Source organism: Saccharopolyspora elongata, from assembly GCF_004348985.1.
In the GTDB taxonomy this organism is placed as follows: Bacteria; Actinomycetota; Actinomycetes; order Mycobacteriales; family Pseudonocardiaceae; genus Saccharopolyspora; species Saccharopolyspora elongata.
On record NZ_SMKW01000039.1, the window covers coordinates 31,193 to 52,000 of the forward strand.

General features: G+C 71.2%; 17 protein-coding genes and 3 pseudogenes. 5 read left to right on the top strand and 15 right to left on the bottom strand.

Features of this window, described 5'->3' with window-relative positions; all coding sequences use genetic code 11:
- Nucleotides 1-44 precede the first annotated feature (44 nt).
- The gene (locus E1288_RS26425; RefSeq protein ID WP_132489600.1) at nt 45-656 is read left to right on the top strand and encodes a LysE family translocator; all 612 of its coding nucleotides are present in this window, start codon (nt 45-47) and stop codon (nt 654-656) included.
- A gap of 56 nt (nt 657-712) precedes the next feature.
- On the opposite strand, the gene E1288_RS26430 is transcribed toward E1288_RS26425, so the two are convergent.
- The 3 genes and pseudogenes from E1288_RS26430 to E1288_RS26440 form a co-directional block, all read right to left on the bottom strand.
- Nucleotides 713-1,786, bottom strand: coding sequence for an AI-2E family transporter (locus tag E1288_RS26430; RefSeq protein ID WP_132489602.1), 1,074 nt, complete (start codon nt 1,784-1,786; stop codon nt 713-715).
- A 220-nt stretch (nt 1,787-2,006) separates the two neighbouring features.
- Nucleotides 2,007-3,803, bottom strand: a complete 1,797-nt coding sequence (locus E1288_RS26435) for an alkyl/aryl-sulfatase (protein WP_132489604.1) — start codon at nt 3,801-3,803, stop codon at nt 2,007-2,009.
- A gap of 185 nt (nt 3,804-3,988) precedes the next feature.
- Nucleotides 3,989-4,585 (bottom strand): annotated as a pseudogene (locus tag E1288_RS26440) (DUF2867 domain-containing protein); the annotation flags it as partial.
- Nucleotides 4,586-4,722: 137 nt separating this feature from the next.
- Here E1288_RS26440 and ligD point away from each other — a divergent pair.
- Nucleotides 4,723-5,721 (top strand): non-homologous end-joining DNA ligase, encoded by a 999-nt coding sequence (ligD, locus tag E1288_RS26445; RefSeq protein ID WP_132489608.1) that lies wholly within the window; start codon nt 4,723-4,725, stop codon nt 5,719-5,721.
- 33 nt (nt 5,722-5,754) lie between these two features.
- On the opposite strand, the gene E1288_RS26450 is transcribed toward ligD, so the two are convergent.
- The 3 genes from E1288_RS26450 to E1288_RS26460 all read right to left on the bottom strand — a co-directional run bounded on the left by E1288_RS26450 (nt 5,755) and on the right by E1288_RS26460 (nt 8,810).
- On the bottom strand, nt 5,755-7,341 hold the full coding sequence (locus E1288_RS26450) for a DHA2 family efflux MFS transporter permease subunit (protein WP_207954561.1): 1,587 nt from the start codon (nt 7,339-7,341) through the stop codon (nt 5,755-5,757).
- The gene (locus tag E1288_RS26455; protein ID WP_132489609.1) at nt 7,338-7,775 is read right to left on the bottom strand and encodes a DUF2871 domain-containing protein; all 438 of its coding nucleotides are present in this window, start codon (nt 7,773-7,775) and stop codon (nt 7,338-7,340) included. The genes E1288_RS26450 and E1288_RS26455 overlap by 4 nt, the downstream gene beginning before the upstream one ends.
- Nucleotides 7,776-7,892: 117 nt before the next feature.
- Complete coding sequence (locus E1288_RS26460) at nt 7,893-8,810, bottom strand: AraC family transcriptional regulator (RefSeq protein WP_132489611.1); 918 nt, start codon at nt 8,808-8,810, stop codon at nt 7,893-7,895.
- A 221-nt stretch (nt 8,811-9,031) separates the two neighbouring features.
- On the opposite strand from E1288_RS26460, the pseudogene E1288_RS48980 reads away from it, so the two are divergent.
- Nucleotides 9,032-9,262: pseudogene (locus tag E1288_RS48980) on the top strand (MFS transporter); the annotation flags it as partial.
- A 52-nt stretch (nt 9,263-9,314) separates the two neighbouring features.
- Nucleotides 9,315-9,866 (top strand): MFS transporter, encoded by a 552-nt coding sequence (locus E1288_RS48985; protein ID WP_235883821.1) that lies wholly within the window; start codon nt 9,315-9,317, stop codon nt 9,864-9,866.
- Nucleotides 9,867-9,920: 54 nt separating this feature from the next.
- Here E1288_RS48985 and E1288_RS26470 read toward each other — a convergent pair whose 3' ends face one another.
- Entirely contained in the window at nt 9,921-11,183 is a 1,263-nt protein-coding gene (locus E1288_RS26470) for a DUF418 domain-containing protein (protein ID WP_132489613.1), read from the bottom strand.
- A 171-nt stretch (nt 11,184-11,354) separates the two neighbouring features.
- Between E1288_RS26470 and E1288_RS26475 the strand changes: the two genes are divergently transcribed.
- Nucleotides 11,355-12,566, top strand: coding sequence for a sensor histidine kinase (locus E1288_RS26475; protein ID WP_235883824.1), 1,212 nt, complete (start codon nt 11,355-11,357; stop codon nt 12,564-12,566).
- 22 nt (nt 12,567-12,588) lie between these two features.
- On the opposite strand, the gene bla is transcribed toward E1288_RS26475, so the two are convergent.
- From bla to E1288_RS26515, 8 genes and pseudogenes are all read right to left on the bottom strand, one after another.
- Nucleotides 12,589-13,506, bottom strand: coding sequence for a class A beta-lactamase (gene bla, locus E1288_RS26480; protein WP_132489617.1), 918 nt, complete (start codon nt 13,504-13,506; stop codon nt 12,589-12,591).
- 151 nt (nt 13,507-13,657) lie between these two features.
- Nucleotides 13,658-14,554, bottom strand: a complete 897-nt coding sequence (locus E1288_RS26485) for a serine hydrolase (RefSeq protein ID WP_132489619.1) — start codon at nt 14,552-14,554, stop codon at nt 13,658-13,660.
- A complete protein-coding gene (locus E1288_RS26490) occupies nt 14,551-15,435 on the bottom strand; it encodes a LysR family transcriptional regulator (protein ID WP_132489621.1) in 885 nt (294 codons plus the stop codon). Before E1288_RS26490 ends, E1288_RS26485 begins: the two co-directional genes overlap by 4 nt.
- Before the next feature lie 253 nt (nt 15,436-15,688).
- Nucleotides 15,689-16,720: a YdcF family protein gene (locus tag E1288_RS26495; RefSeq protein WP_235883822.1), complete on the bottom strand. Its 1,032-nt coding sequence runs from the start codon at nt 16,718-16,720 to the stop codon at nt 15,689-15,691.
- 108 nt (nt 16,721-16,828) lie between these two features.
- Nucleotides 16,829-17,062, bottom strand: a pseudogene (locus E1288_RS26500) (maleylpyruvate isomerase family mycothiol-dependent enzyme); the annotation flags it as partial.
- Between the two features lie 158 nt (nt 17,063-17,220).
- On the bottom strand, nt 17,221-17,988 hold the full coding sequence (locus E1288_RS26505; protein ID WP_165968269.1) for an IclR family transcriptional regulator: 768 nt from the start codon (nt 17,986-17,988) through the stop codon (nt 17,221-17,223).
- A gap of 133 nt (nt 17,989-18,121) precedes the next feature.
- The gene (dnaK, locus tag E1288_RS26510) at nt 18,122-19,954 is read right to left on the bottom strand and encodes a molecular chaperone DnaK (protein ID WP_132489628.1); all 1,833 of its coding nucleotides are present in this window, start codon (nt 19,952-19,954) and stop codon (nt 18,122-18,124) included.
- A 280-nt stretch (nt 19,955-20,234) separates the two neighbouring features.
- Nucleotides 20,235-20,795, bottom strand: a complete 561-nt coding sequence (locus E1288_RS26515) for a DUF6578 domain-containing protein (protein WP_132489630.1) — start codon at nt 20,793-20,795, stop codon at nt 20,235-20,237.
- Nucleotides 20,796-20,808 lie beyond the last annotated feature (13 nt).

Below are 20,808 nucleotides of genomic sequence, written 5' to 3' on the forward strand. Positions count from 1 at the left end.
AAATGCGTCGCCGCCGGCGGCCGCGCGGTGGTAGCAATGCTCGAGTGAGCGTTGAATTCCTGCTGACTTCGTTGGTGATCGTCGCGACGCCGGGTACCGGCATGCTCTACACGCTGGCCGCTGGGCTTTCCCGCGGCGCCCGGGCCAGCATCATCGCCGCCGTGGGCTGCACCCTCGGGATCGTCCCGCACATGCTCGCGGCCATCACCGGGCTCGCCGCGCTGCTGCACACCAGCGCCGTCGCGTTCCAGGTCATCAAGTACCTGGGCGTGGCTTACCTGCTCTACATGGCGTGGAGCACGTTGCGGGACAAGGGCGCGCTCACAGTGGAGCAGGACACGGCGCCGCGCTCGGCGGCGAAGGTGATCGTCTCCGGCGTCCTGGTGAACATCCTCAACCCGAAGCTCACCATCTTCTTCTTCGCGTTCCTGCCGCAGTTCGTGAGCAGCGCGGAGCCGAACGCGTTCCTCCGCATGGTCGAGCTCAGCGGTGTGTTCATGCTGCTGACGTTCGTGGTCTTCGCCGCCTGCGGCGCGTTCGCCGCCGCGATCCGCAACCACGTGATCAGCCGCCCCCGGGTGCTGGCCTGGATGCGCCGCACCTTCGCCGCGGCGTTCGTCACCCTCGGCGCCAAACTCGCCTTCACCGAGCGGTGACTCGCGCGGCCGGCTCGTTGCCCGCTGCGGCTGGTGAGAGCTCGACCGGAACGTGATCAGCCGACGCCGGTGGTGTGTTCGGCGCGGAACTGGCGGATGAGGACCTTCAAGGCCGCCGCGATGGGGAGCGCGGTCAGCGCGCCGAGGACTCCCGCGAGGGCCGCGCCGAGCAGGATCGCGACGAACGCGCCGAGCGGGCTCAGCTCCACCGTCTTGGCGAAGATTCGCGGCGCGATCAGGTAGTTCTCCACCATCTGGTACAGGCAGAAGAAGATCAGCGTCACCACCGCCAGGGTCAGGCTTTGGCTCAGGGCAACGAGAATCCCCGTCACCGACGCCAGCGTCGCGCCGACCTGCGGAACCGCGTCGAACAGCGCGACGACCAGCGCCAGCAGCGCCGGGTAGGGCACTCCGGCGAAGAAGAAGAACAGGTAGGAGACGATCCCGGCGCACAGGCAGACCACGGCCTGCCCGGTGACGTAGCCGCCGACGCGGCCCATCGCCTGGCGCAGGGCCTCGGCCCGGCCCTCGTGGGCCGACGCGCCGCGTTCCACCGCGGCGTTGATCCGGGGCATCGCCAGCGAGAAGTAGACCGTCAGGGCTCCCGCGGTGCAGGCGGCGAAGATGCCGCCGAAGAACGTCCCGATCACGGCGAACCCCGCCGCCAGGGTGCTCGTCACGACGCCCGTGACCGCACCCATCGCCTGCTGCAGCTGCTCGTGCACGCTCGGATCGTTCAGCTTCGCCTGCAGCTCGGGATCGGCGCTGAGCTTCGCCGCGATGCCGCTGATGAGCTCCGGGATCTCCGAAACGAGCTGCCCGACCTGCCCCACGGCGGGCACCAGCGCCAGCAGCACGAGCGCGCCGATGAGCAGCACGGCTCCCAGGAGCAGCACCAGCAGGGCCAGCCCGCGACGCCAGCCGTGCCGGTGCAGCCAGGCGATGATCGGTTCCACGCCGAGCGCCAGGAAGAACCCGAGGAAGATCAGGATCAGCATGTTGCGGGCCGAGTACGCCAGCACCGCGACGACCCCGACCAGCAGGTACACGCAGGCGATCTTCGCGTGGTCGAACAGCGAGAGCCCCGGCCGCTCGCCCGCCGGGACACCGCCAACTTCCGCATCGCTCATTCCGCACCGCCTCTCCAGCCGAGCGGCGGGGCGCCGTCCCGCAGTACCGCCACTGTCCGTCCGCCGGGCACGGCGCGCAAAACACGACGGAGCGGGTCTTCGGACTTGCTGCGACCCTGCCGGAAACCCCGGCGCCTTTTTCACTCTTTTGGGTTTTGTCGGGGCGCTGTGCCACGCGTTCGAGGACACCGAGACGAAGCCTGCGGGCTGAGCGGGGTCGTCAGGGCGTCACGATCGGAAAGTTCGGGTCGGGTTCGCCCAGCAGGTCGGTCAGGCGCTCGAGGGTGCCGCGGTCGCCCCGGTAGTCGATCCCTTCAAGCTGCCGGCCGGCGACCAGCCCGAGCAGCTGGGCCTTCGTCAGCGTGAGGGCGAGGTCGGCGGGCTCGGCTTCCCGGACGGGTTCCTGGACCAGCACGCCGTTGGACAGCGTGGTCCGCACGTGCTCGCCGGCGTCCGTGACGTGCCAGTCGATGGCCAGGCCGGTGTCCGCGGCGCGCGGCCCGTCGATGCGGATCGCCGCCGAGTCCAGGATCTGCCCGACCGTCAGCGCCGCGGCCATCCCGCCGGAGATGGCCGTCGGTGTCGGGACGATCCCGTGGCGGAGTTCGTGGGCTCCGGTGAGGTAGTAGTTCCGCCACGTCGCGTTCTCCGAGCCGAACCCGAGCCGCTGGTAGGTGTCCGCGAGCAGCTCCTCGGCGGCGGCATTGCCCGGCTCGGCGAACACGGCGTGCTTCAGCAGCTGCGCCGCGAACCGCAGGTCCCCCTCGGACGCGTACTCGCGGGCCTTCTCCACCACGCGGTCCACGCCGCCGATGCAGTCGACGTACCGCTTCGCCGACTCCACCGGCGGATGTTCCCAGAGCGAAGCCGGATTGCCGTCGAACCAGCCCATGTAGCGCTGGTACACCGCCTTGACGTTGTGGCTCACCGAGCCGTAGTAGCCGCGCACGTGCCAGGCGCCCTCCAGCGCCGGCGGGAGCTGGACCAGCTCGGCGATCTCCACGCCCGTGTAGCCGAGGTTGATCAGCCGCAGCGTCTGGTCGTGCAGGTAGGCGTACAGGTCGCGTTGCTCGGTCAGGAACTTCCGGACGCGATCGCCGCCCCAGGTCGGCCAGTGGTGGGAGGCGAACGCGACGTCGGTCTGCCCGGCGTAGCGCGTGATGGTCTCCGTGAGGTAGCGCGACCACATGCGGGTGTCGCGCACCTCGGCACCGCGCAAGGTGAGGACGTTGTGCATGTTGTGGGTCGCGTTCTCCGCCAGGCACAGCGCGCGGTGCTGCGGGAAGTGGAAGTTCATCTCCGCGGGTGCCTCGGTGCCCGGCGTGAGCTGGAACTCGATGCGCACCCCGTCGAGCGTTTCCTCCTGACCGGTGCGGGTGATGTCCGTCGTGGGCGGGATCAGCGACACGCGGCCCTTCGACACGGCCTGCCCCAGCCCGGTGCCGACCTGTCCGTCCGGGCCGTTCGGCAGCACCATGCCGTACTGGTAGGCGCCGCGCCGGGCCATCGCGGTCCCGGCGTAGACGTTCTCCGACACGGCGTGCGCCATGAACCCGGCCGGGGCCAGGACCGGCACGTCGCCGGACGTGACGCCTTCGACGCCGCCGAAGTGGTCGACGTGGGAGTGCGTGTAGATCACCGCCGTGACCGGGCGGTCGCCGCGGTGCCGCCGGTAGAGGGCCAGCGCCGCCGCGGCGGTCTCGACGGACACCAGCGGGTCGATCACGATCACGCCGCGCTCGCCCTCGACCAGCGTCATGTTCGACAGGTCGAGGCCGCGGACCTGGTAGATGCCCGGGACGACCTCGTAGAGCCCCTGCCTGGCGCACAGCTGGGACTGCCGCCACAGGCTGGGATCGACCGTCGCCGGGCAGTCGCCGTCCAGGAAGCCGTAGGCGTCGGCGTCCCACACGACGCGCCCCTCGTCGTCCTGCACCGCGCCGGGTTTCAGCGCGGCGATGAACCCGCGGTCGGCATCGTCGAAATCTGCGCGATCGGAAAAGGGCAGCTCACTCACGAGACACTCCTGAACGTCCGCGAACACCTCGCGCGCCTCGATCCTGGAGCCTTCGTGCCGGTGCCGAATCGCGCGCTGCAACAGCGGATCCAGTACAACCGCTCGCCGGGGTGCCCGCATCGCGAGCGGAGCGTCCGAACGTTTCAGCGATGACCGCGCCGCCCACGACGACAGTCGGTATCCACTTAGGACAATCCCGTGGCGGCGCGCTCGGCGGCGCTCGTGATGTTGCGGGCCATTCCGCCGAAGACCAGGCCGTGGAACGGCGCCACCGCCCACCAGTAGGCGTGGCCGAGCAGGCCCCTCGGGATGAACACCGCGCGCTGGTGGTAGCAGGCCCCGGCCGCCCCGCCGGACTCCACCGACATCTCCAGCCAGGCCCGCCCCGGCACCTTCATCTCGGCCCGCAGGCGGAGGTAGCGGCCGTCCACGAGTTCCTCCACGCGCCACCAGTCGAGCGCGTCACCGGTGCGCAGGCGGCGCGGGTCCCGGCGGCCTCGCCGCAGGCCGACGCCGCCGATCAAGCGGTGGGCCCAGCCCCGCACGGCCCACGCGAGCGGGAACGAGTACCAACCGTTGCCGCCGCCGATCCCCTCCACGACCCGCCAGACGTCCGGCGCCGACGCGGTGGTCCGGTGCTCGCGCACGTCCCGGTACGCGCTGGCCCCGGACCACGGCGGGTCCGACGGCAGCGGCTCCCACGGGGCGCCCGCCGGTGACGCGTCCGACCACCTCGTTTCCACCTCGCCGCGCCGGATCTTCCGGAGGGCGAGACCGACCGCGTCCCGGTCGGGGTAGGACCGGGGCCCGGCACCGACAAGTCGGGCCGCGCCTGCACCGGAACCGCGCGTCGAACATCCCGGTGGCCGGGCCTGCGACGACCTAGGCTTGCTGCGGGTGACCGAGCGGAGGGGTTGCGATGGGTGAGGGCGTCACGGTGGACGTCGGGGGTACCGAGGTTTCGGTTTCGCATCCCGACAAGGTCTTCTTCAGCCGGCGCGGCGAGACGAAGCTCGACCTCGTCCGGTACTACCAGGCCGTCGCCGGCCCGCTGCTGGGCACGTTGCAGGGGCGGCCGCTGCTGCTGGAGCGGTACCCGGACGGCGCCGGTGGCAAGTCCTTCTTCCAGAAGCGGGTGCCGAAGTCCGCGCCGCCCTGGCTGCAGACCACCGTCGTCGCCACGCCCAACGGCACCACCAGCGACGCGCTCGTCGCCGCCGACCTGGCGCACATCGTCTGGGCCGTGAACCTGGGGTGCCTCGGGTTCCACGTCTGGCCGTACCACGCCGACACGCCGGAGATCGCCGACGAGCTGCGCATCGACCTCGACCCCTCCCCCGGCGTGCGGTATCCGCAGGTGCTGGAGGCCGCCGTGGCGACCAGGGAGCTGCTCGCCGAGGACGGCATCGACGCGCAGGTGAAGACGTCGGGATCCCGGGGCCTGCACATCTACGCTTCGCTGGAACCGCGCTGGGACAGCTACGAGGTGCGGGCCGCCGCGGTCGCGCTGGCCCGCGAGCTGGAGCGCCGCCACCCTGAGCTCATCACCGCGAAGTGGTGGAAGGAGGAGCGGGGCGCGCGGGTTTTCGTCGACTTCAACCAGAACGCCCCGCACAAGACGGTTTTCGGCGCGTGGTGCGTGCGGCCCCGGGTGGGGGCGCAGGTCTCGACCCCGGTCGGCTGGGACGAGCTCGAATCGGTCGACCCCGACGAGCTCACCATCGCGACCGTGCCGGGCCGGGTCGCGGAGCTCGGTGATCCGTGGGCCGGCCGGCGGCCGCAGTCGATCGAGCCGCTGCTCGAACGGTCCCGGCGGGACATGGCCGCCGGGTTGCTGGACGCGCCGTGGCCGCCGGTCTACCCGAAGCAGCCCAACGAGCCGCCCCGCGTCGCGCCGAGCCGCGCCAAGAAGTCCTGACCCGGCTCATTCCCGGCTCGTCGCAATGATCTCCTACCGAGTGGCCACAGCGGAGACCCGGGTGGCGCCGACAAGACCCAGCACCAGGAAAGCCGTGTTGAACAGCACCGCATCGCGGGTCGCGTCGCTGAATCCCCGGGACAGCGCCGGGACGACCGCGGGATCGGTCGCGCGGAGCTCGCCGATCAGCGCCCCGGCCGATTCGCGGGTGCCTTCGGCCAGCTCGTGCGCGGCATGCGGCGGGACGTGCGCGGCGAGCAGCTCGGCTTCGGTGGCGTCCGACAGGCCGAAGGCGAGCACCGCTCCGGCGATGGCCGTGCCCAGCGCCGCCCCGAGCTGGCGCACCGTGCTCTGCGTCGCCGACCCCTGCCCGGACTTCGCGGCCGGGATGTCGGCCAGCGTCGTGCCGGTCAGCTGCGCGGCGGCCAGGCCCAGGCCCGCGCCGTAGCCGGCTAGCAGCAGCGCGAGCAGCCACGGCGAGATCTCGGGGCCGACGACGAGCGCGATCGCGAGGACGGCGACGACCTCCAGCAGCAGGCCGGTCACGACGACCTTCGGCGGTCCGAGCCGGGCGGCGAGGTGCCGTGCGGTGGCCCCGGACGCGAACGCGCCGGCCGCCATCGCCGCCAGCACCAGCCCGGCCGACATCGTGCTCATGGCCAGGACGTTCACCAGGAACAGCGGAAGCACGAACAGCAGCCCGAACTCGCCGACCGCGACCGCCAGCGCCGTCAGGTTCCCCCACCGGAAGGCCGGGATGCCGAACAGGCCCAGGTCCAGGATCACCGAGCGGCCGGTGCGGGCGCGGTGGCGCTCCCACACGACGAACAGCACCAGCGCGAGCAGGCCGATCGCGGCACTGGGGACGACGATCGACACCGGCGCCGTTCTCGGCCAGGTGAAGCCGAGAACGGCGAAGTCCGCCGCCGGTCGCCACCAGCCCAGCGCGGCGCCTTCGATCACCGCGAACACGACCGCGCCGAAGCCCAGCACGCTCAGCAGCAGCCCCACGACGTCGCGGCCCGGCTCGGCCGCCTCAGCGCGGGTCTCGGGCACGACGAGCCAGGCACCGGTCAGCACGACCGCCGCGATCGGCAGGTTGACCAGGAAGATCCACTGCCAGCTCGCCGAACTCGTCAGCCAGCCGCCCAGCAGCGGGCCGACGGCCGCCATCCCGGAGATGACCGAACCCCAGATGGCGAAGGCGATCACCCGGTCCCGCCCGCGGAACACCGCGTTGACCGTGGAGAGGGTCGCCGGCAGCACCGCGGCCCCGCCGACGCCCTGCACCACCCGGGCGGCGATCAGCCCACCGGCGCCGCCCCCGAGCCCGGCGAGCAGGCTGCCCGCCGCGAACACCACGACGCCGACGACGAACAGGCGCCGCCGCCCGAGGCGGTCGCCGAGGCTGCCCGCGGTCAGCAGCAGGGCCGCGAACACCACCGAGTACAGGCTGTTGATCCACTGCGCGTCGCTGATGTCCAGCGACAGGTCGCCGATGATGACCGGGAGCGCGACCCCGACGATCGTGCCGTCGACGACGATCATGGACAGCCCGGTGGCGAGCACCGCCAGCGCCGCCCACTTGCGCGGCGGGCCCGCGCTGCCCGGCTCGGTCACCGGATCGCTTCGGCGCGCTGCTCGGCGTTCTCCTTACCGGGCAACGCCTTTCGCAGCGCCAGGAAAAGGTGGATCAGGCCGAGCGTGATCAGGATGTGGCCGAGCCCGGCGATCCCGGAGATCGCGGCCGAGCTCTCATTGCCCAGCACGGTCAGCGTGCCGTGCACGACCATCATCGCCGCGGTGAGGGCGAGACCGGAGTTGTAGAACCAGAAGAACAGCGTGAACAGCTTGTTCCCGGACAGCGCGAAGGCCTTGTCCAGCGCCAGCACCAGCAGGAAGAACAGCATGCCCAGCGCGAGCAGATGGGTGTGCAGCACGGAGAGCTGGGTGTCGCCGGTGAAGTCCAGCGCCTTGGTGAACTCGCGGTAGTACAGCCCCGCGGCCAGCCCGAGGATCATGTAGACCAGTGCCGACCAGTACAGCTTCTTCATCGCCGATGCGCTTCCTTCCAACCGAGGCGTTCCACCGGCATCCACTGTGGTCGGGCCGGCCGCCCGGCACATCGCACCGCGGGATGGCCGCGCGGATCCGAAGGGCGCACGGCGAAATCAACCGTTCGATCGATGCGCGAGCTGCTCGCGGCGGTACTGGCCCGGGGCGGCGCCGTGCGCCCGCTTGAACGCCTTGGCGAACGCGTATTCCGAGGCGTAGCCGACCTCTTCGGCGATCACCGACAGCGCCGCGTCGGTTTCGCGCAGGCGGCGGGCCGCGATGATCATCCGCCACCTGGTCAGGTAGGTCAGCGGCGGTTCGCCGACCAGCGCGGTGAAGCGGCGCGAGAAGGTGGCGCGCGACATCCCGACCCGCGCGCCGAGCCCCTCGACCGTCCACTGGTGCGCGGGATCGTCGTGCATCGCGGCGAGGGCGGCGGTGATCGCCCGGTCATGGAACACCGAAGCCCAGCCTGTGATGCGATCGCCCTCGGCCCGCTCGTCGAACCAGGCTCGCAGCGTGCAGATGAGCAGCACGTCCAGCAGGGCGGGCAGCATCGCGTCCCGGCCGGGCCGGTCGCCGGCGAGCTCGGCGGTCAGCAGATCGACCGCCGCGCGCAGTTCGGGATGGCGGCCGAGGCGCGCCGGAACGTGCACGACCTCGGGCAGCTCGTCGAGCAGCGGATGCGACCAGCCGGAAGCGAACTCGTACACGCCGCAGAGCAGCGTCGAACGCGCGCCCGCCCCGTCGACCACGCGCGGCTCGCCCGGGCCGGGGATCTCGTCGAGCGGCGTGTCCGGGCTGTCGGCGAGCCCGTGGCCCTCGTCCAGGTACAGGAAGGCGACGTCGCCGACGCCCAGCGGGACCGGTTCGGAGGTGCGCGGGATCAGCCAGCAGGAACCCTGCAGCACCACGTGGAATCCCGCGCCCGACGCCTTCGAGTACCGGCGCCCCCACGGCGCGTGCCGGACGAACGTCCCCGAGGCGGGCCGCCCGGTGCGCAGCGCGGCGACAGTGTCACTCAGCACATCCACGCCGGAATCCTATCGTGCCCTCACGTGATACGACCGGACATCAAATCGAGATTCTCAGCCATCGTTCGTCTCATGATCGCGGGCTAGCTTTGCTTCGGCGCGGGCCGATCGGACCCGCGGTCCGCAGATCTCACCGGGAAGACTCGTCGATGACTCAGAGCGTTTCGCAGCAACCCCGCAGGCGCGGCCTGTCGCTGGGCGTGCTGCTGACCATGCAGTTGATGGTCGTCCTGGACGGCACCGTCGTCACCGTCGCGCTGCCGTCCATCCAGGACGAGCTGGGATTCTCGCCGTCCGGGCTGGCCTGGGTGGTGAACTCCTACCTGATCGCCTTCGCCGGGCTACTTCTGCTGTCCGGGCGGCTGGGCGACCTGATCGGGGGCAAGAAGGTGTTCCTGGCCGGGTTGATCACCTTCACCGCCGCGTCGGTGCTGTGCGGGGTGGCGGTCGATCCGGCGATGCTGGTCGCCGGGCGGTTCGCGCAGGGCGTCGGCGGCGCAGCGGGTGCTGGGCTTCGACTCGCTGCAGACCGGCCTGGCCTTCGTCCCGGCACCGGTGACGCTCGGCACCGTCTCGCTGTTCTTCGCCGCCCGGCTGACCGACCGGTTCGGCGCCCAGAAGGTGCTGCTCACCGGCCTGTTCGCGCTGGGCTCCGGGCTCGCGCTGCTCAGCCGCGCCCCGGTGGACGGCGACTACTTCGCGGACGTGCTGCCGACGCTCTTCCTGATGGGCGCCGGGATGGGGCTGGCGATACCCGCCGTCATCACGATGGCCATGTCGGGCGCCGACCCGCGCGACGCCGGGCTGGCCTCCGGGCTCAACAACACCGCCCAGCAGGCCGGAGCGGCCGTCGGGCTCGCGACCCTCGCAACGCTCGCCGCCGGTCACACCGACACCCGGCTCCAGGCCGGCGCGGACGCGCTGTCGGCGCTGCGCGACGGCTACAGCATGAGCTTCCTCCTCTCCGCCGGTTTCGTGTTCGCCGGCCTGGTCATCGCCTTCGTCGCCCTGCGCCCGGCGCCGAAGCCGGAGCCCGTCGTCGAAGCGGCGCGCTGAACCTCGCCTGCCCGCCGGGTGCGTTCCCGGCGGGCAGGCGTCGTGCCGGGCCGGTCAGCGGACGACCGCGGCGGCGACTCGGACCGACGTCCAGTGCAGGACTCGCTCCAGCGGGCCGCGGCCGAGGAATGGTCGCCACAATCCGCAGAACAGCATCGAGACCAGCGCGAAGCCGATCAGCGGGAGCCACGGGTGCGCCGCCATCGCCGGTGCCGCGGTGTCCACCAGGACCTTCAGCGCCACCGCCTGCGCCGTGTAGACGGTCAGCGCCAGGGCGCCGACCGCCGTCAGCGGCGCGAGCACCCGGCCCAGCCGGTCGCCGGCGAACAGGCAGAGCGCGAGGACGGCCAGCGCGACGCCGGTGGAGCCCACGATCTCGAACGTCGTGCCGGAATGCGGCGCCGCCAGCAGCAGCATCGCCGGAGTGCCTGCGGGCACCGTCCCGAAGTTCGACATCTGCAGGAGCTCCATCGGGCTCTTCCCGAGCTCGGCCGCCATCGGGCTCAGTGCGTCCATCAGCGGCGAAAGCGCTTTCACGCCACCGAAGACGTTCAGCGCGAGCCACGAACCGCCGTACCCGACGACCGCCACAACGGCGCCCGCCACCAGCAGCCTCAGCCGAACGGCCGTCGAGCGCAGATCGAGCCGCCCGACCGCGATGCCGACGAACACGAACGGCATCCAGGTCAGCACCGGGTACGCGCCGTCGAGCAGCAGCCGCAGCAGCCCGGCCCCGGCTTGCTGCGACGAAGCCAGGTCGCTGAAGGACAACGCGCCGCCTGCCGTTTCCGCGCTGTCGACCGAGCCACGGATGAGGAACGAGACCTGGGGGGCGATGAGCGCCCACACCCCGGCGAGCGCCGCGAGCGCCACGGGAGGCATCCGCAGCACCGGCAGGGCGAGCACGAAGTAGATCGCGTAGAACGACAGGATCACCATGATCGGGGCGCCGATCTGCGTCAGCGCCATGCCGAGCACGAACAGGATCGCCGCCCGGACGGCGATCCGGACGCGGTCCCGCCGCAGCAGCGCGCCGTCGTGCGGATCGCTGCCACCGGTGAGCAGCGCGAGCGACACTCCGGCCAGCGTGGCGAACAGGATCGAGGCGTGCCCGTTGCCGAGCTTCGCCAGCACCTCCGCCGCCGCACCCGCCTGCGGATCCAGCATCGCCGGCCCGATGTGCGCGACGAACATGCCCAGCACCGCCAGCGCGCGGGCCATGTCGACACCGCTCAGGCGTGCGCGTGGGCGCACCGCTCGCGAGTCGGGTATCTCGACGGCGCCGGGCGCTGTTGGGCTTTCGTTCGTGTGGACCATGGACCAAAGCTATGGCGGGCCACCCTGCGCGGACATCGACCGCGAGTCCCATTCCGCGATCATTCCCGGATCGCAGAAACCCATGCGTCGCAACGCGGGAGTCATACCTGAGTAGTACGACCGCAGGCCAATTCGGTCGGCGCGTCGTTCCCATACGCTTGTGCCGTGGCAATGCGGAGTCTGATCGCCAACTTCCCGGGCAAGCTCGCCCCTGATGAGCAGCCGAACTTCGTCGGCACGCGGCCGGCCTGGCTGGCACGGGTGCCCCGGTGGGTGATCCTCGCCGTCATCAGCGGGTTCGTCTTCCTCCTCTCGGTGTGGAGCACCGTCCTGAACAACCCGGCCCACGACCTCGAGATGTGGTGGCAGCTGGGGGCCGGGCTCGTGGGCTCGCTCGCCCTGCTGGGGATGCGGCGGTTCCCGGTCACCGTCGCCCTGGCCGCGACGGTCACGCACCTGGCGACGCCGTTCTACATGGGCGGTTTCGTCGCGCAGTACGCGCTGGGCGCCTACGGCCGGAAGCGCTGGCAGATCTGGGGCACCGCGGCGGTGAGCATCGTCGCGTCGCGGTCCTTCCTGCGCGAGGTCGCCACGTTCAGCAACATCGGCAACTTCGCCACGCTGGTGGTCATGATGTCGCTGCTCAACCTGTTCCCGCTGGTCGTCGGGCTCTACATGGCCGGTCGTCGGGCGCGGCTGGCCCACTGGGTCGAGCGCGCCGAGCGGGCCGAGCGGGAGCAGGCCCTCATCGCTGAGCGGACCCGCGCCGAGGAGCGCGCCCGCATCGCCCGCGAGATGCACGATTCCATCGCGCACCAGGTGAGCCTGGTCGTGGTGCACGCGGGCGCGCTGGAGCTGCTGGCCGAGCGCGATCCCGCGAAGGCGGCCCAGGCGGCCGCGACCATCCAGGACGTTGGCCGCGGCGCGCTGAACGAGCTCCGGCAGATGATCGGCGTGCTGCGCTCGGACCCGTCCGACCAGCGGCCCGAGCCTCCCCAGCCGACCCTGCAGGACGTCGAGGCGCTCGTTTCCGCCTCCAGCGACGCCGGTCTGGCCGCCGAGCTGCGCATCGACGGCGACCGCCGGCGGCTGCCCGACCACGTCGAGCGTGCCGCGTACCGGGTCATCCAGGAGGCGCTGACCAACGTGCACAAGCACGCGGGCGGTTCGCACGCCTCGGTCGCGCTCTCCTACCGGCCCGAGAACCTGGAAATCTCGGTGCGCAACAGCCGTCCCGCCGAGGGCTTCCAGCGCAGCCTGCCCAGCGGCGGGCAGGGCCTGATCGGGCTCGCCGAACGCGTGCAGCTGGCGGGCGGCGACATCGACTCTGGGCCGCTGCCCGACGGCGGTTTCCGCGTGACCGCAACGCTTCCCGCCAGCTGACGATCGTCCACAGTGGCCAGCATCAGCCCAGCGCCGCGGCGACGACGCGCGCGGTGTCGGCGTGCAGCCCGTTGTCGACCTCGTCGTCCTTGCGCGGGCGAGTGGTCAGTACGGCGATGACGATGGCCTGGCCGCGGTCGGTCCAGGTGACGGCCACGTCGTTGCCCGAGGCGTAGTCCCCGGTGCCGGTCTTGTCGCCGGTGCGCCAGGCCGGCGGCAGCCCCGCGCGGATCCGCGCGGCGCCGGTGGTGTTGGCGAACAGCCACCCGGCCAGCCGGTCGCGCTCGGGCGCGCCGAGGGCGTCGCCCACCACCAGCGCCCGGTAGCCCGCGGCGATCCCGGCCGGCGTGGTGGTGTCGCGCTCGTCGCCGGGGATCGCCGTGTTGAGCTCCGTTTCCCAGCGGTCCAGGCGGGTGCTGCCGTCGCCGATCGAGCGCGCGAACGCGGTGATCGCGGACGGGCCGCCGAGTTCGGCGAGCAGCAGGTTGCCCGCCGTGTTGTCGCTGCGGGTGATCGCCGCGGCGCACAGCTCGTTGACCATCAAGCCGATGCCCGCGTTGGGCGCGGTGACCGGCGAGCCCGCCACCAGGTCGGCCTCGGTGTAGTGGATCAGCTTGTCGAAGTAGCCGCCGGCCAGGCCGTGCCGGTGCAGCAGAGCGCCGGCCGCGTAGGTCTTGAACGTCGAGCACATCGCGAAGCGCTCGTCGGCGCGGTACCCCATGGAACGTCCGGTGTGGACGTTGACCGCGAACAGCCCGAGCCGGGCGTCGTAGCGGCGTTCCAGGTCGGCGAAGACCGGGGCGTGCTTTCCGGTGAGATCCGGCTCCGCGTTGCTCGGCGCCGCCGCTACGCCGCCCGAACCGCACGCGGCCACCGCCGGGGCGGCCAGCAGCGCACCCAGGATCGCTCGACGTCCAACGCGGGTTTCGTGGTGCTGCAAGGGAATTCTCCAATCGATCGGGTCTGCCGCCAATCAAGCAGCCCTCGACCGATAGCGCCAATCCACGCCCGGCCCGCGTCCGATAGCGATTCGATATGGCCGCAGCTGCCGGGCGGCGCCCAGCCGCTCCCGGCCCGCGAAAAAAGTTCGCTCACAACCGGCCGGAACGCAGGTCCGTGACCGCGATCCGGGCGCATTCCGCGATGGCCGCATCCACTCCGGGCAGCGCGGCGTCGGCGCGGGCCGCGAGCGTGAACACCGCCACCGCGACCGGCGTTTCGCCGTCGAACTCCACCACCGACACCTCGTTGCGCACCGCGCCGATCGTGCCGGTCTTGCCCGCGACCCGGACCCCGCGGTACGGGAACCCGGCCCGGATCCGGTGCTGCCACGCCTGGTTCGCCAGCAGCCGCCGGATGAACTCGCACTGCTCCGGCGACGCGACCGCGTCGGCCCAGACGAGTTCGAGCAGCCGGGTCATCTCGCGCGGCGTGGTGGCGCTGGCGTAAGACGGGTCGTAGGCGCTCACCGTGCGGGCGGCGTCGTTGTCGCTGAGCAGCGCGAACGCCTCGGCCGCGGTGGTCGTGCCGGTGTCGCGGATCAGCGCGGCGTGCGAATCGGCAGTGCCGCCGACCACGCGGGTGCGCGACAGTCCCAGGTCGGCGAGGGTGTCGGCGAGCGCGTCGAGCCCCACCTCTCCGAGGATCAGGTCCGCCGCCGCGTTGTCGGAGACGCCGATCATCGACGCGGCCAGGTCGCGCCAGGACACCGTGACCGGGTCCTGGAAGGCCGACATCCCGGTGGGCCCTGGCGTGCAGGACGCGGGATCGATCCGCACCCTGGCCCGCGGATCGAGGGCGCCGGCGTCGAATGCGCGGCACAACGCCACGAGCAGCGGCAGCTTGTAGACCGACGCCGTGACGACGAGCTCGTCGCCGCCCACGTCGATCTCCCGCTCCGACGCGGGGTTCAGCGGCTTCGCGTGCACCCAGCCCTCGGCGCCGGCGTCGGCCAGCACCTCGCGGATGCGGCGCTCGACCGGGCTCATCGCGGCGCCTCCGGACGCAGCGCGGCCTCGACCGCCGCGAGCACGTCGTCCGGCGGCGCGGGCTCCTGCCAGACCAGCCGCACCCGCAGTGCGAGGTCCTCCCCCGGCGCCGGAAGCCGGGTCACGCCGGAGGCCTCCAGCGACGGGTCGGTGGTGAGGGCGAAGGCACGACCGGCGGCGACCGCGGTCAGCGCGTCGCGATCGCCCGCCGCGGGCAGAAAGTCCGGGTCGAGCCCCTTGATCCGCAACGTGTCGACGAGCAGGTCGAACGCGGCCGTCCCGTGGCTGCGCGGCGCGGTCGCGCAGGCCAGGCCCGCCAGCGAGCGCAGCGACTGCTTGCGGCGCGCCGCCGGGTGATCGGCGGGCACCAGCAGCGAACGCGGGATCTTCCGGACCGGACCGGCCTGTAGGGCACCGATCAGCGCCGGGTGGTGCACCACCGCGCAGTCGAGCCGGCCGGCGGTGACCGCGTCGACGAGGTCCACCGTCGAGGCCGTCGTGATGATCACGGTGCGGGCCGCCGGATCGGGCGCGGCGGCCCGCACGGCGGCCGTCAGGGCCGCGACCTGCCGGTCGCTGAGCGCCGCGACGACGCCGACCCGCACCGCGCCGCGGTTCTCCCGCTGGCGGCGCGCTTCCTCCTCGAACTGCTCCGCGCCGTCGAGCAGGGCCCGCGCCCTGGGCAGCAGCTCGGCCCCGGCGGTGGTCAGCCCCACGCCGCGAGAGCCCCTGGTCAGCAGGGTGACGCCGAGCCTGGTCTCGAGCCGTTGGACGCCCTGGGACAGCGGCGGCTGCGTCATCCCGAGCCGGTCCGCAGCGTGTCCGAAATGGCCTTCCTCGGCCACGGCGACGAAGAATCGGAGGTGACGCAACAGATCCACGCCCCGATCCAAACAGGCGCTCACCGCGCCTGTTCGATGGGCTCCGCGCTCGGTGTTCGGGCGTCGACCATCCGCGGCCGCCGTTGACCGCCACCACCAGCACGGTTCCGGCCGTGGCGACCAGCACGCCGGAGAGCTTGAAGATCAACAAGTCGCACACGGCCGCCAGGACCCGCCTGGAACGGGTGAGCGCCCCCACGCCGTCGGCCATCAGGTCGTCGTCAACCTCGCGCTCAAACCGATCGACTTCCCCTCAGCCGTCCTGGAGAGCAGGCAGCACGTTCGTGATGATCAGGAACGCGCAGATGCAGAAGTTCACGATCTTGTGCGACAGGAACACCGCCACGAACTCGCGGATCGTCGCGCTCGGCCAGAAGTAGCGCGCCGTCGGCGAACCGAGCACCTGGCCGTTGACCTTCCCCTTGCGCGCGATGGTGGCGGCGCGCATGACGTGGTAGTTGTTCGTCACCACCACGCACCGGTACTTCGGCCGGTGCTGCTGCATGATCGCCTTGCTGAACCGCAGGTTCTCCTCGGTGCTGCGCGACTGGTCCTCGACCAGGATCCGGTCCTCCGGCACGCCCTTGTCGATGAGGTAGTCGGCCATCGCGCGCGCCTCGGGCAGGTCCTCGCCCGGCCCCTGACCGCCGGAGGTCACCAGCACAGGGTCGCGCCCCTTCGCCCGCTGGGCGTCGAACACGGCGCGACCGCGGTCGAGACGGCTGGCCAGCAGCGGCGGCACGCGCGAGCCGATCAGGCCGGAACCGAGCACCACGACGAAGTCGACGGCGCGGCGGTGCCAGATCCGGCCGTAGACGAAGGAGTAGAGCAGGAAGCACATGAACAGCAGGGAAACGTACGAGATCACGGCACCGATCGCGTCCATGGTCGCCTGCAGCGGCGTCCACTGGACGCTGTTGGCCAGCGCCCGCAACCCGATGTAGGCGAAGATCCCGAGGCCGGCGGCCAGCGACAGCAGGTTGGCCAGGCGCCGGCCCTCCCGGCGGATCATCGTCACGCCGTTGGCGACCAGGAAGACCGCGAGCACCAGGATCATCAGCAGGAAGAGGAACAACAGCGAGATGAGCACGAACTCGGCGACGGCCAGCGACTTCGAAGCGAGCGCCATCAGCGACGCGCCCACCAGGAACACGAGCGCGAAGAACAGGTAGAGGCCGTTGCGCACCTTCCGGCGGTCGAAGGCGAAGCTCACCAAGAATATTGCGAAGAAGACACCCGCCGGCACGAAGAAGAGCGCGGTGGGGACCTGGTAGTCGTCGTGCACGGCGGAAGCGTAACCGATGGTGGTTTGGACCGCGGCCGCACATTTCCGCAGACCCGGCATCGCGAGCACTTCGGCCTGCTACAGCGGTCCAAAGTACTCACGAGCGTTTTAGAGCCAGCCGCCGAGTTTCGGAAGTTCTCCGCCTTCGGCCTTGAGATCGCCCGAGCCTCGGCCGGACAGCCAGCGGGCGAGGTCCACAGTGGATCCGCGCACCACGTGCGGGGTCTCGCCGTCGATGTCCACCCGGTACTCGGCGTCCCGGTCGTCCGGGCGGAGCAGCAGAGCCGGGCCCTGGGCCTTGCGCTGCCACAGGGCGGTTATGTCGGTCACCAGGGCGTCGAGGAAGTCCGGCGGTGCGGAACCGAATTCCTCTTAGCAGAAAGCTGCAAGGCCTCGGCCTAACGGGGTGCTGGGCGGGGGGCAGAGCCAGAGGAATCCACGGCCGACTCCCCGCGCCTCGCCAGAACGACGGTTTCAATTGAAACCGCGATCCCGGCGGGTCACAGGTCGGGGAGGGATTCGAGGTCGATCTCGGCGCGGGCGACAGCGGCGCGCATCTCCCGCACCAGCACCGGGATCCGCTTGGGGGCGAAGCGCGCCGCGGGGGCAGCGATCGACAGTGCCCCGACGGGTTCGCCGGAGCCGTCGTGGACGCACATGCCGACCGCCGCCACGCCGTCTTCGGTCCGCTCGCGGTTGAGGGCGTAGCCGGTCTCGCGGGCCGCCTTGAGCTCGCGCAGCAACGTCTTCCACTCCCGCTCCGGGAGTTGCCGGTCCGGCTCGCCCGGCCGGTAGAGCTGCTCCAGCTGGGCCCGCTCCAGCTCCGCCAGCAGCGCTTTCCCGCCCGAGGACAGGTGCGCGGGCAGGATGGTGCCGCGCCGGTCGCCGACGTGCAGAACCTGAGTCGACTCGACACTGGCAAGGAACCGGGTCTGAGTTCCCACCCGGACCATCAGGTTCACCGTCTCCTGCACCCGCTCGCACAGCGCGTCCATGTGCGGGTGGAGCGCCTTGCGCAGCTGCTGGTTCGGGTGGCCGGCCACCTGGTTCGCGGCCAGCGCCGGGCCCGGCACGTAGGTGCGCCGGTCGTCCTGGATCGCGAAGTCCCGGTACACCAGCATCGACAGCAGGCGGTGCGCGGTGGAGCGGGCGATGCCGAGCTCCTCGGCCGCCTCGCTGACCCGCAGGCCGCCCTGGTCGCGCAGCATCTGCAGGAGCAGCAGCGCGTTGTCGACGGACGTCAGCGCGTAGGACGGTTTGTTCTTCATTCTGGAATTGTATTCTTCTGAAGCGAACATCGTCCTGCGACTGTGCGAGCCGGGCCCGTGTGCACTTTGTGTCGCCATAGCAGCAAAAGTACGCACGGGGGACTGCCGGTGCGATCCACTTCGGAGCTCCGGATCACTCCTTCTTCTTGTCGTCCTCGTCGATGATCTCGGCGTCGACCACGTCCTCTTCCGCCTGCTTCGCCTCGCCGTCTCCGGCCGCCGCCTGCTGGTGTCCGTAGATGGCCTGGCCGATGGCCTGCGACGTCGCCGCGAGGTGGTCGACCGCCGTGCGGATCTTGTCGACGTCGTCGCCCTTGAGGGCCTCGTTGACTTCCTTGATCGCGTCCTGCACCTGCGTCCGGGTGTCGGCCGGGATCTTGTCGGCGTTGTCGGTGAGGACCTTCTCCGTCTGGTAGACCAGCGTTTCCGCCTGGTTGCGGGTCTCGGCCTCGTCGCGGCGCTTGCGGTCCTCCTCGGCGTGCGCCTCGGCATCCTTGACCATCCGGTCGATGTCGTCCTTCGGCAGCGCCGAGCCGCCGCTGATCTTGATGGACTGCTGCCGGCCGGTGCCGAGGTCCTTGGCGTTGACGTGCACGATGCCGTTGGCGTCGATGTCGAAGGTGACCTCGATCTGCGGCATGCCGCGCGGCGCCGGTGGCAGGCCGGTCAGCTCGAACATGCCGAGCTTCTTGTTGTGCGCGGCCATCTCCCGCTCGCCCTGGAAGACCTGGATCATCACCGACGGCTGGTTGTCCTCGGCGGTGGTGAAGGTCTCCGAGCGCTTGGTCGGGATCGTGGTGTTGCGCTCGATCAGCTTGGTCATGATGCCGCCCTTGGTCTCGATGCCCAGGGACAACGGCGTCACGTCGAGCAGCAGGACGTCCTTGACCTCACCGCGCAGCACGCCGGCCTGCAGGGCGGCGCCGACGGCGACGACCTCGTCCGGGTTGACGCCCTTGTTCGGCTCCTTGCCGTCGGTGAGCTCGCGGACCAGGTCGGTCACGGCGGGCATCCGCGTCGCCCCGCCCACCAGCACCACGTGGTTGATGTCGCCGACCTTGATCCCGGCGTCGCGGATCGCGTTGTTGAACGGCTTTCGGCAGCGCTCCAGCAGGTCGGAGGTGATGCGCTCGAACTCGGCGCGGGAGAGCGTCTCGTCCAGGAACAGCGGGTTCTTGTCCGCGTCGACCGTGATGTACGGCAGGTTGATGCTGGTCTGCGACGAGCTGGAGAGCTCGATCTTGGCCTTCTCGGCGGCTTCCTTGATCCGCTGCATGGCCATCCGGTCCTTGTTCAGGTCGATGCCCGAGGAGGCCCGGAACCGGTCCACCAGCCACTCGACGACCCGCTCGTCCCAGTCGTCACCGCCGAGGTGGGTGTCGCCGGAGGTGGCCTTGACCTCGACCAGCCCCTCGCCCACTTCCAGCAGCGAGACGTCGAAGGTGCCGCCACCGAGGTCGAACACCAGGATGGTCTGCTCCTTCTCGCCCTTCTCCAGGCCGTAGGCCAGCGCCGCCGCGGTCGGCTCGTTGATGATCCGCAGCACGTTCAGCCCCGCGATCTGGCCCGCTTCCTTGGTCGTCTGCCGCTGCGAGTCGTCGAAGTACGCGGGCACCGTCACCACCGCGTCGAGGACGTCCTCGCCGAGGTAGGACTCCGCGTCCCGCTTGAGCTTCATCAGCACGCGGGCGCTGATCTCCTGCGGCGTGTAGGCCTTGTCGTCGATCCGCACCGACCAGTCGGTGCCCATGTGCCGCTTGACCGACCGGATGGTGCGGTCCACGTTGGTGACCGCCTGGTTCTTCGCGGGCTGCCCCACCAGCAGTTCGCCGTTCTTCGCGAAGGCCACCACCGACGGCGTGGTCCGCGAGCCCTCGGAGTTGGCGACGACCGTCGGTTCGCCGCCCTCCAGCACGGCCACCACCGAGTTCGTCGTCCCCAGGTCGATTCCAACCGCGCGCCCCATCACGCCCTCCCCTCCCACCCGCCGGCAGGCGGGTCCTGCGAGGCCGACACCCTCAGTATGGGAACCCCCCACGACCGCGTCCACCTGGGCAAAGACCGCCCGAGCCGCACAGGCCCGGGTGACTGCGCTCGGTGACCAGCACCAGCGTGCCGGCCACCGACGAGCGGGGCCGCCCGGCGTGCGCGGCCGTGCCGCGCACGCCGGCTCGTGGTGACCGGTGGGGCGAGGACAACGTTGTCGCCCTGATCACCACCGCCGGACTGGCGCGCGGCCCCGTCGCTCAGCCGGATGTCTCCAGGTCGACCAGCACCGCGTTGGTATCCCGCCAGAACCCGCCGTGTTCCGGCGGCGTTGAGCGGGGCATGAACTTCGGCGCGCGCTGAACGCTCTCGAGTTCAGCGCTGCCGTCGACGGGTCGCCAGCAGCGCTCCCGCAGCTCGTACTCCCACGACACCAGCCACACCGCCATGACCCGTCCGCCGGTGAGCAGGTCGTCGGGTGGCCGGGCGGAATGGTGGTCTTCGTGCAGCACTCCGGTGAGCGTGATCTCCGCAGGCAGCGGCTCCGGCACCGATACGAACACGCTGACGCCACCGGCTCTCGCCACGGAGGGCACGGTGCTCCCGGTCGTTCTCGCTCTTGGGCCTTCCGGCACCGGGCGGCGTTCCAGCCCTGCCCGGAGCGCCATGTCGGTCGGGATCGCCGATGCGGACCACTGACTCCACTCCAGCCGCCAGGACACTTCATCGCCGACCGCGGGAGGCGTTCCGCAGCACTCGATCTGCCAGCCGTCCAGCAGGACGGGCACGGTCAGCCGGTGCCGCGCTTCGGCGGCGCTCACCGCGCCGAGGTGA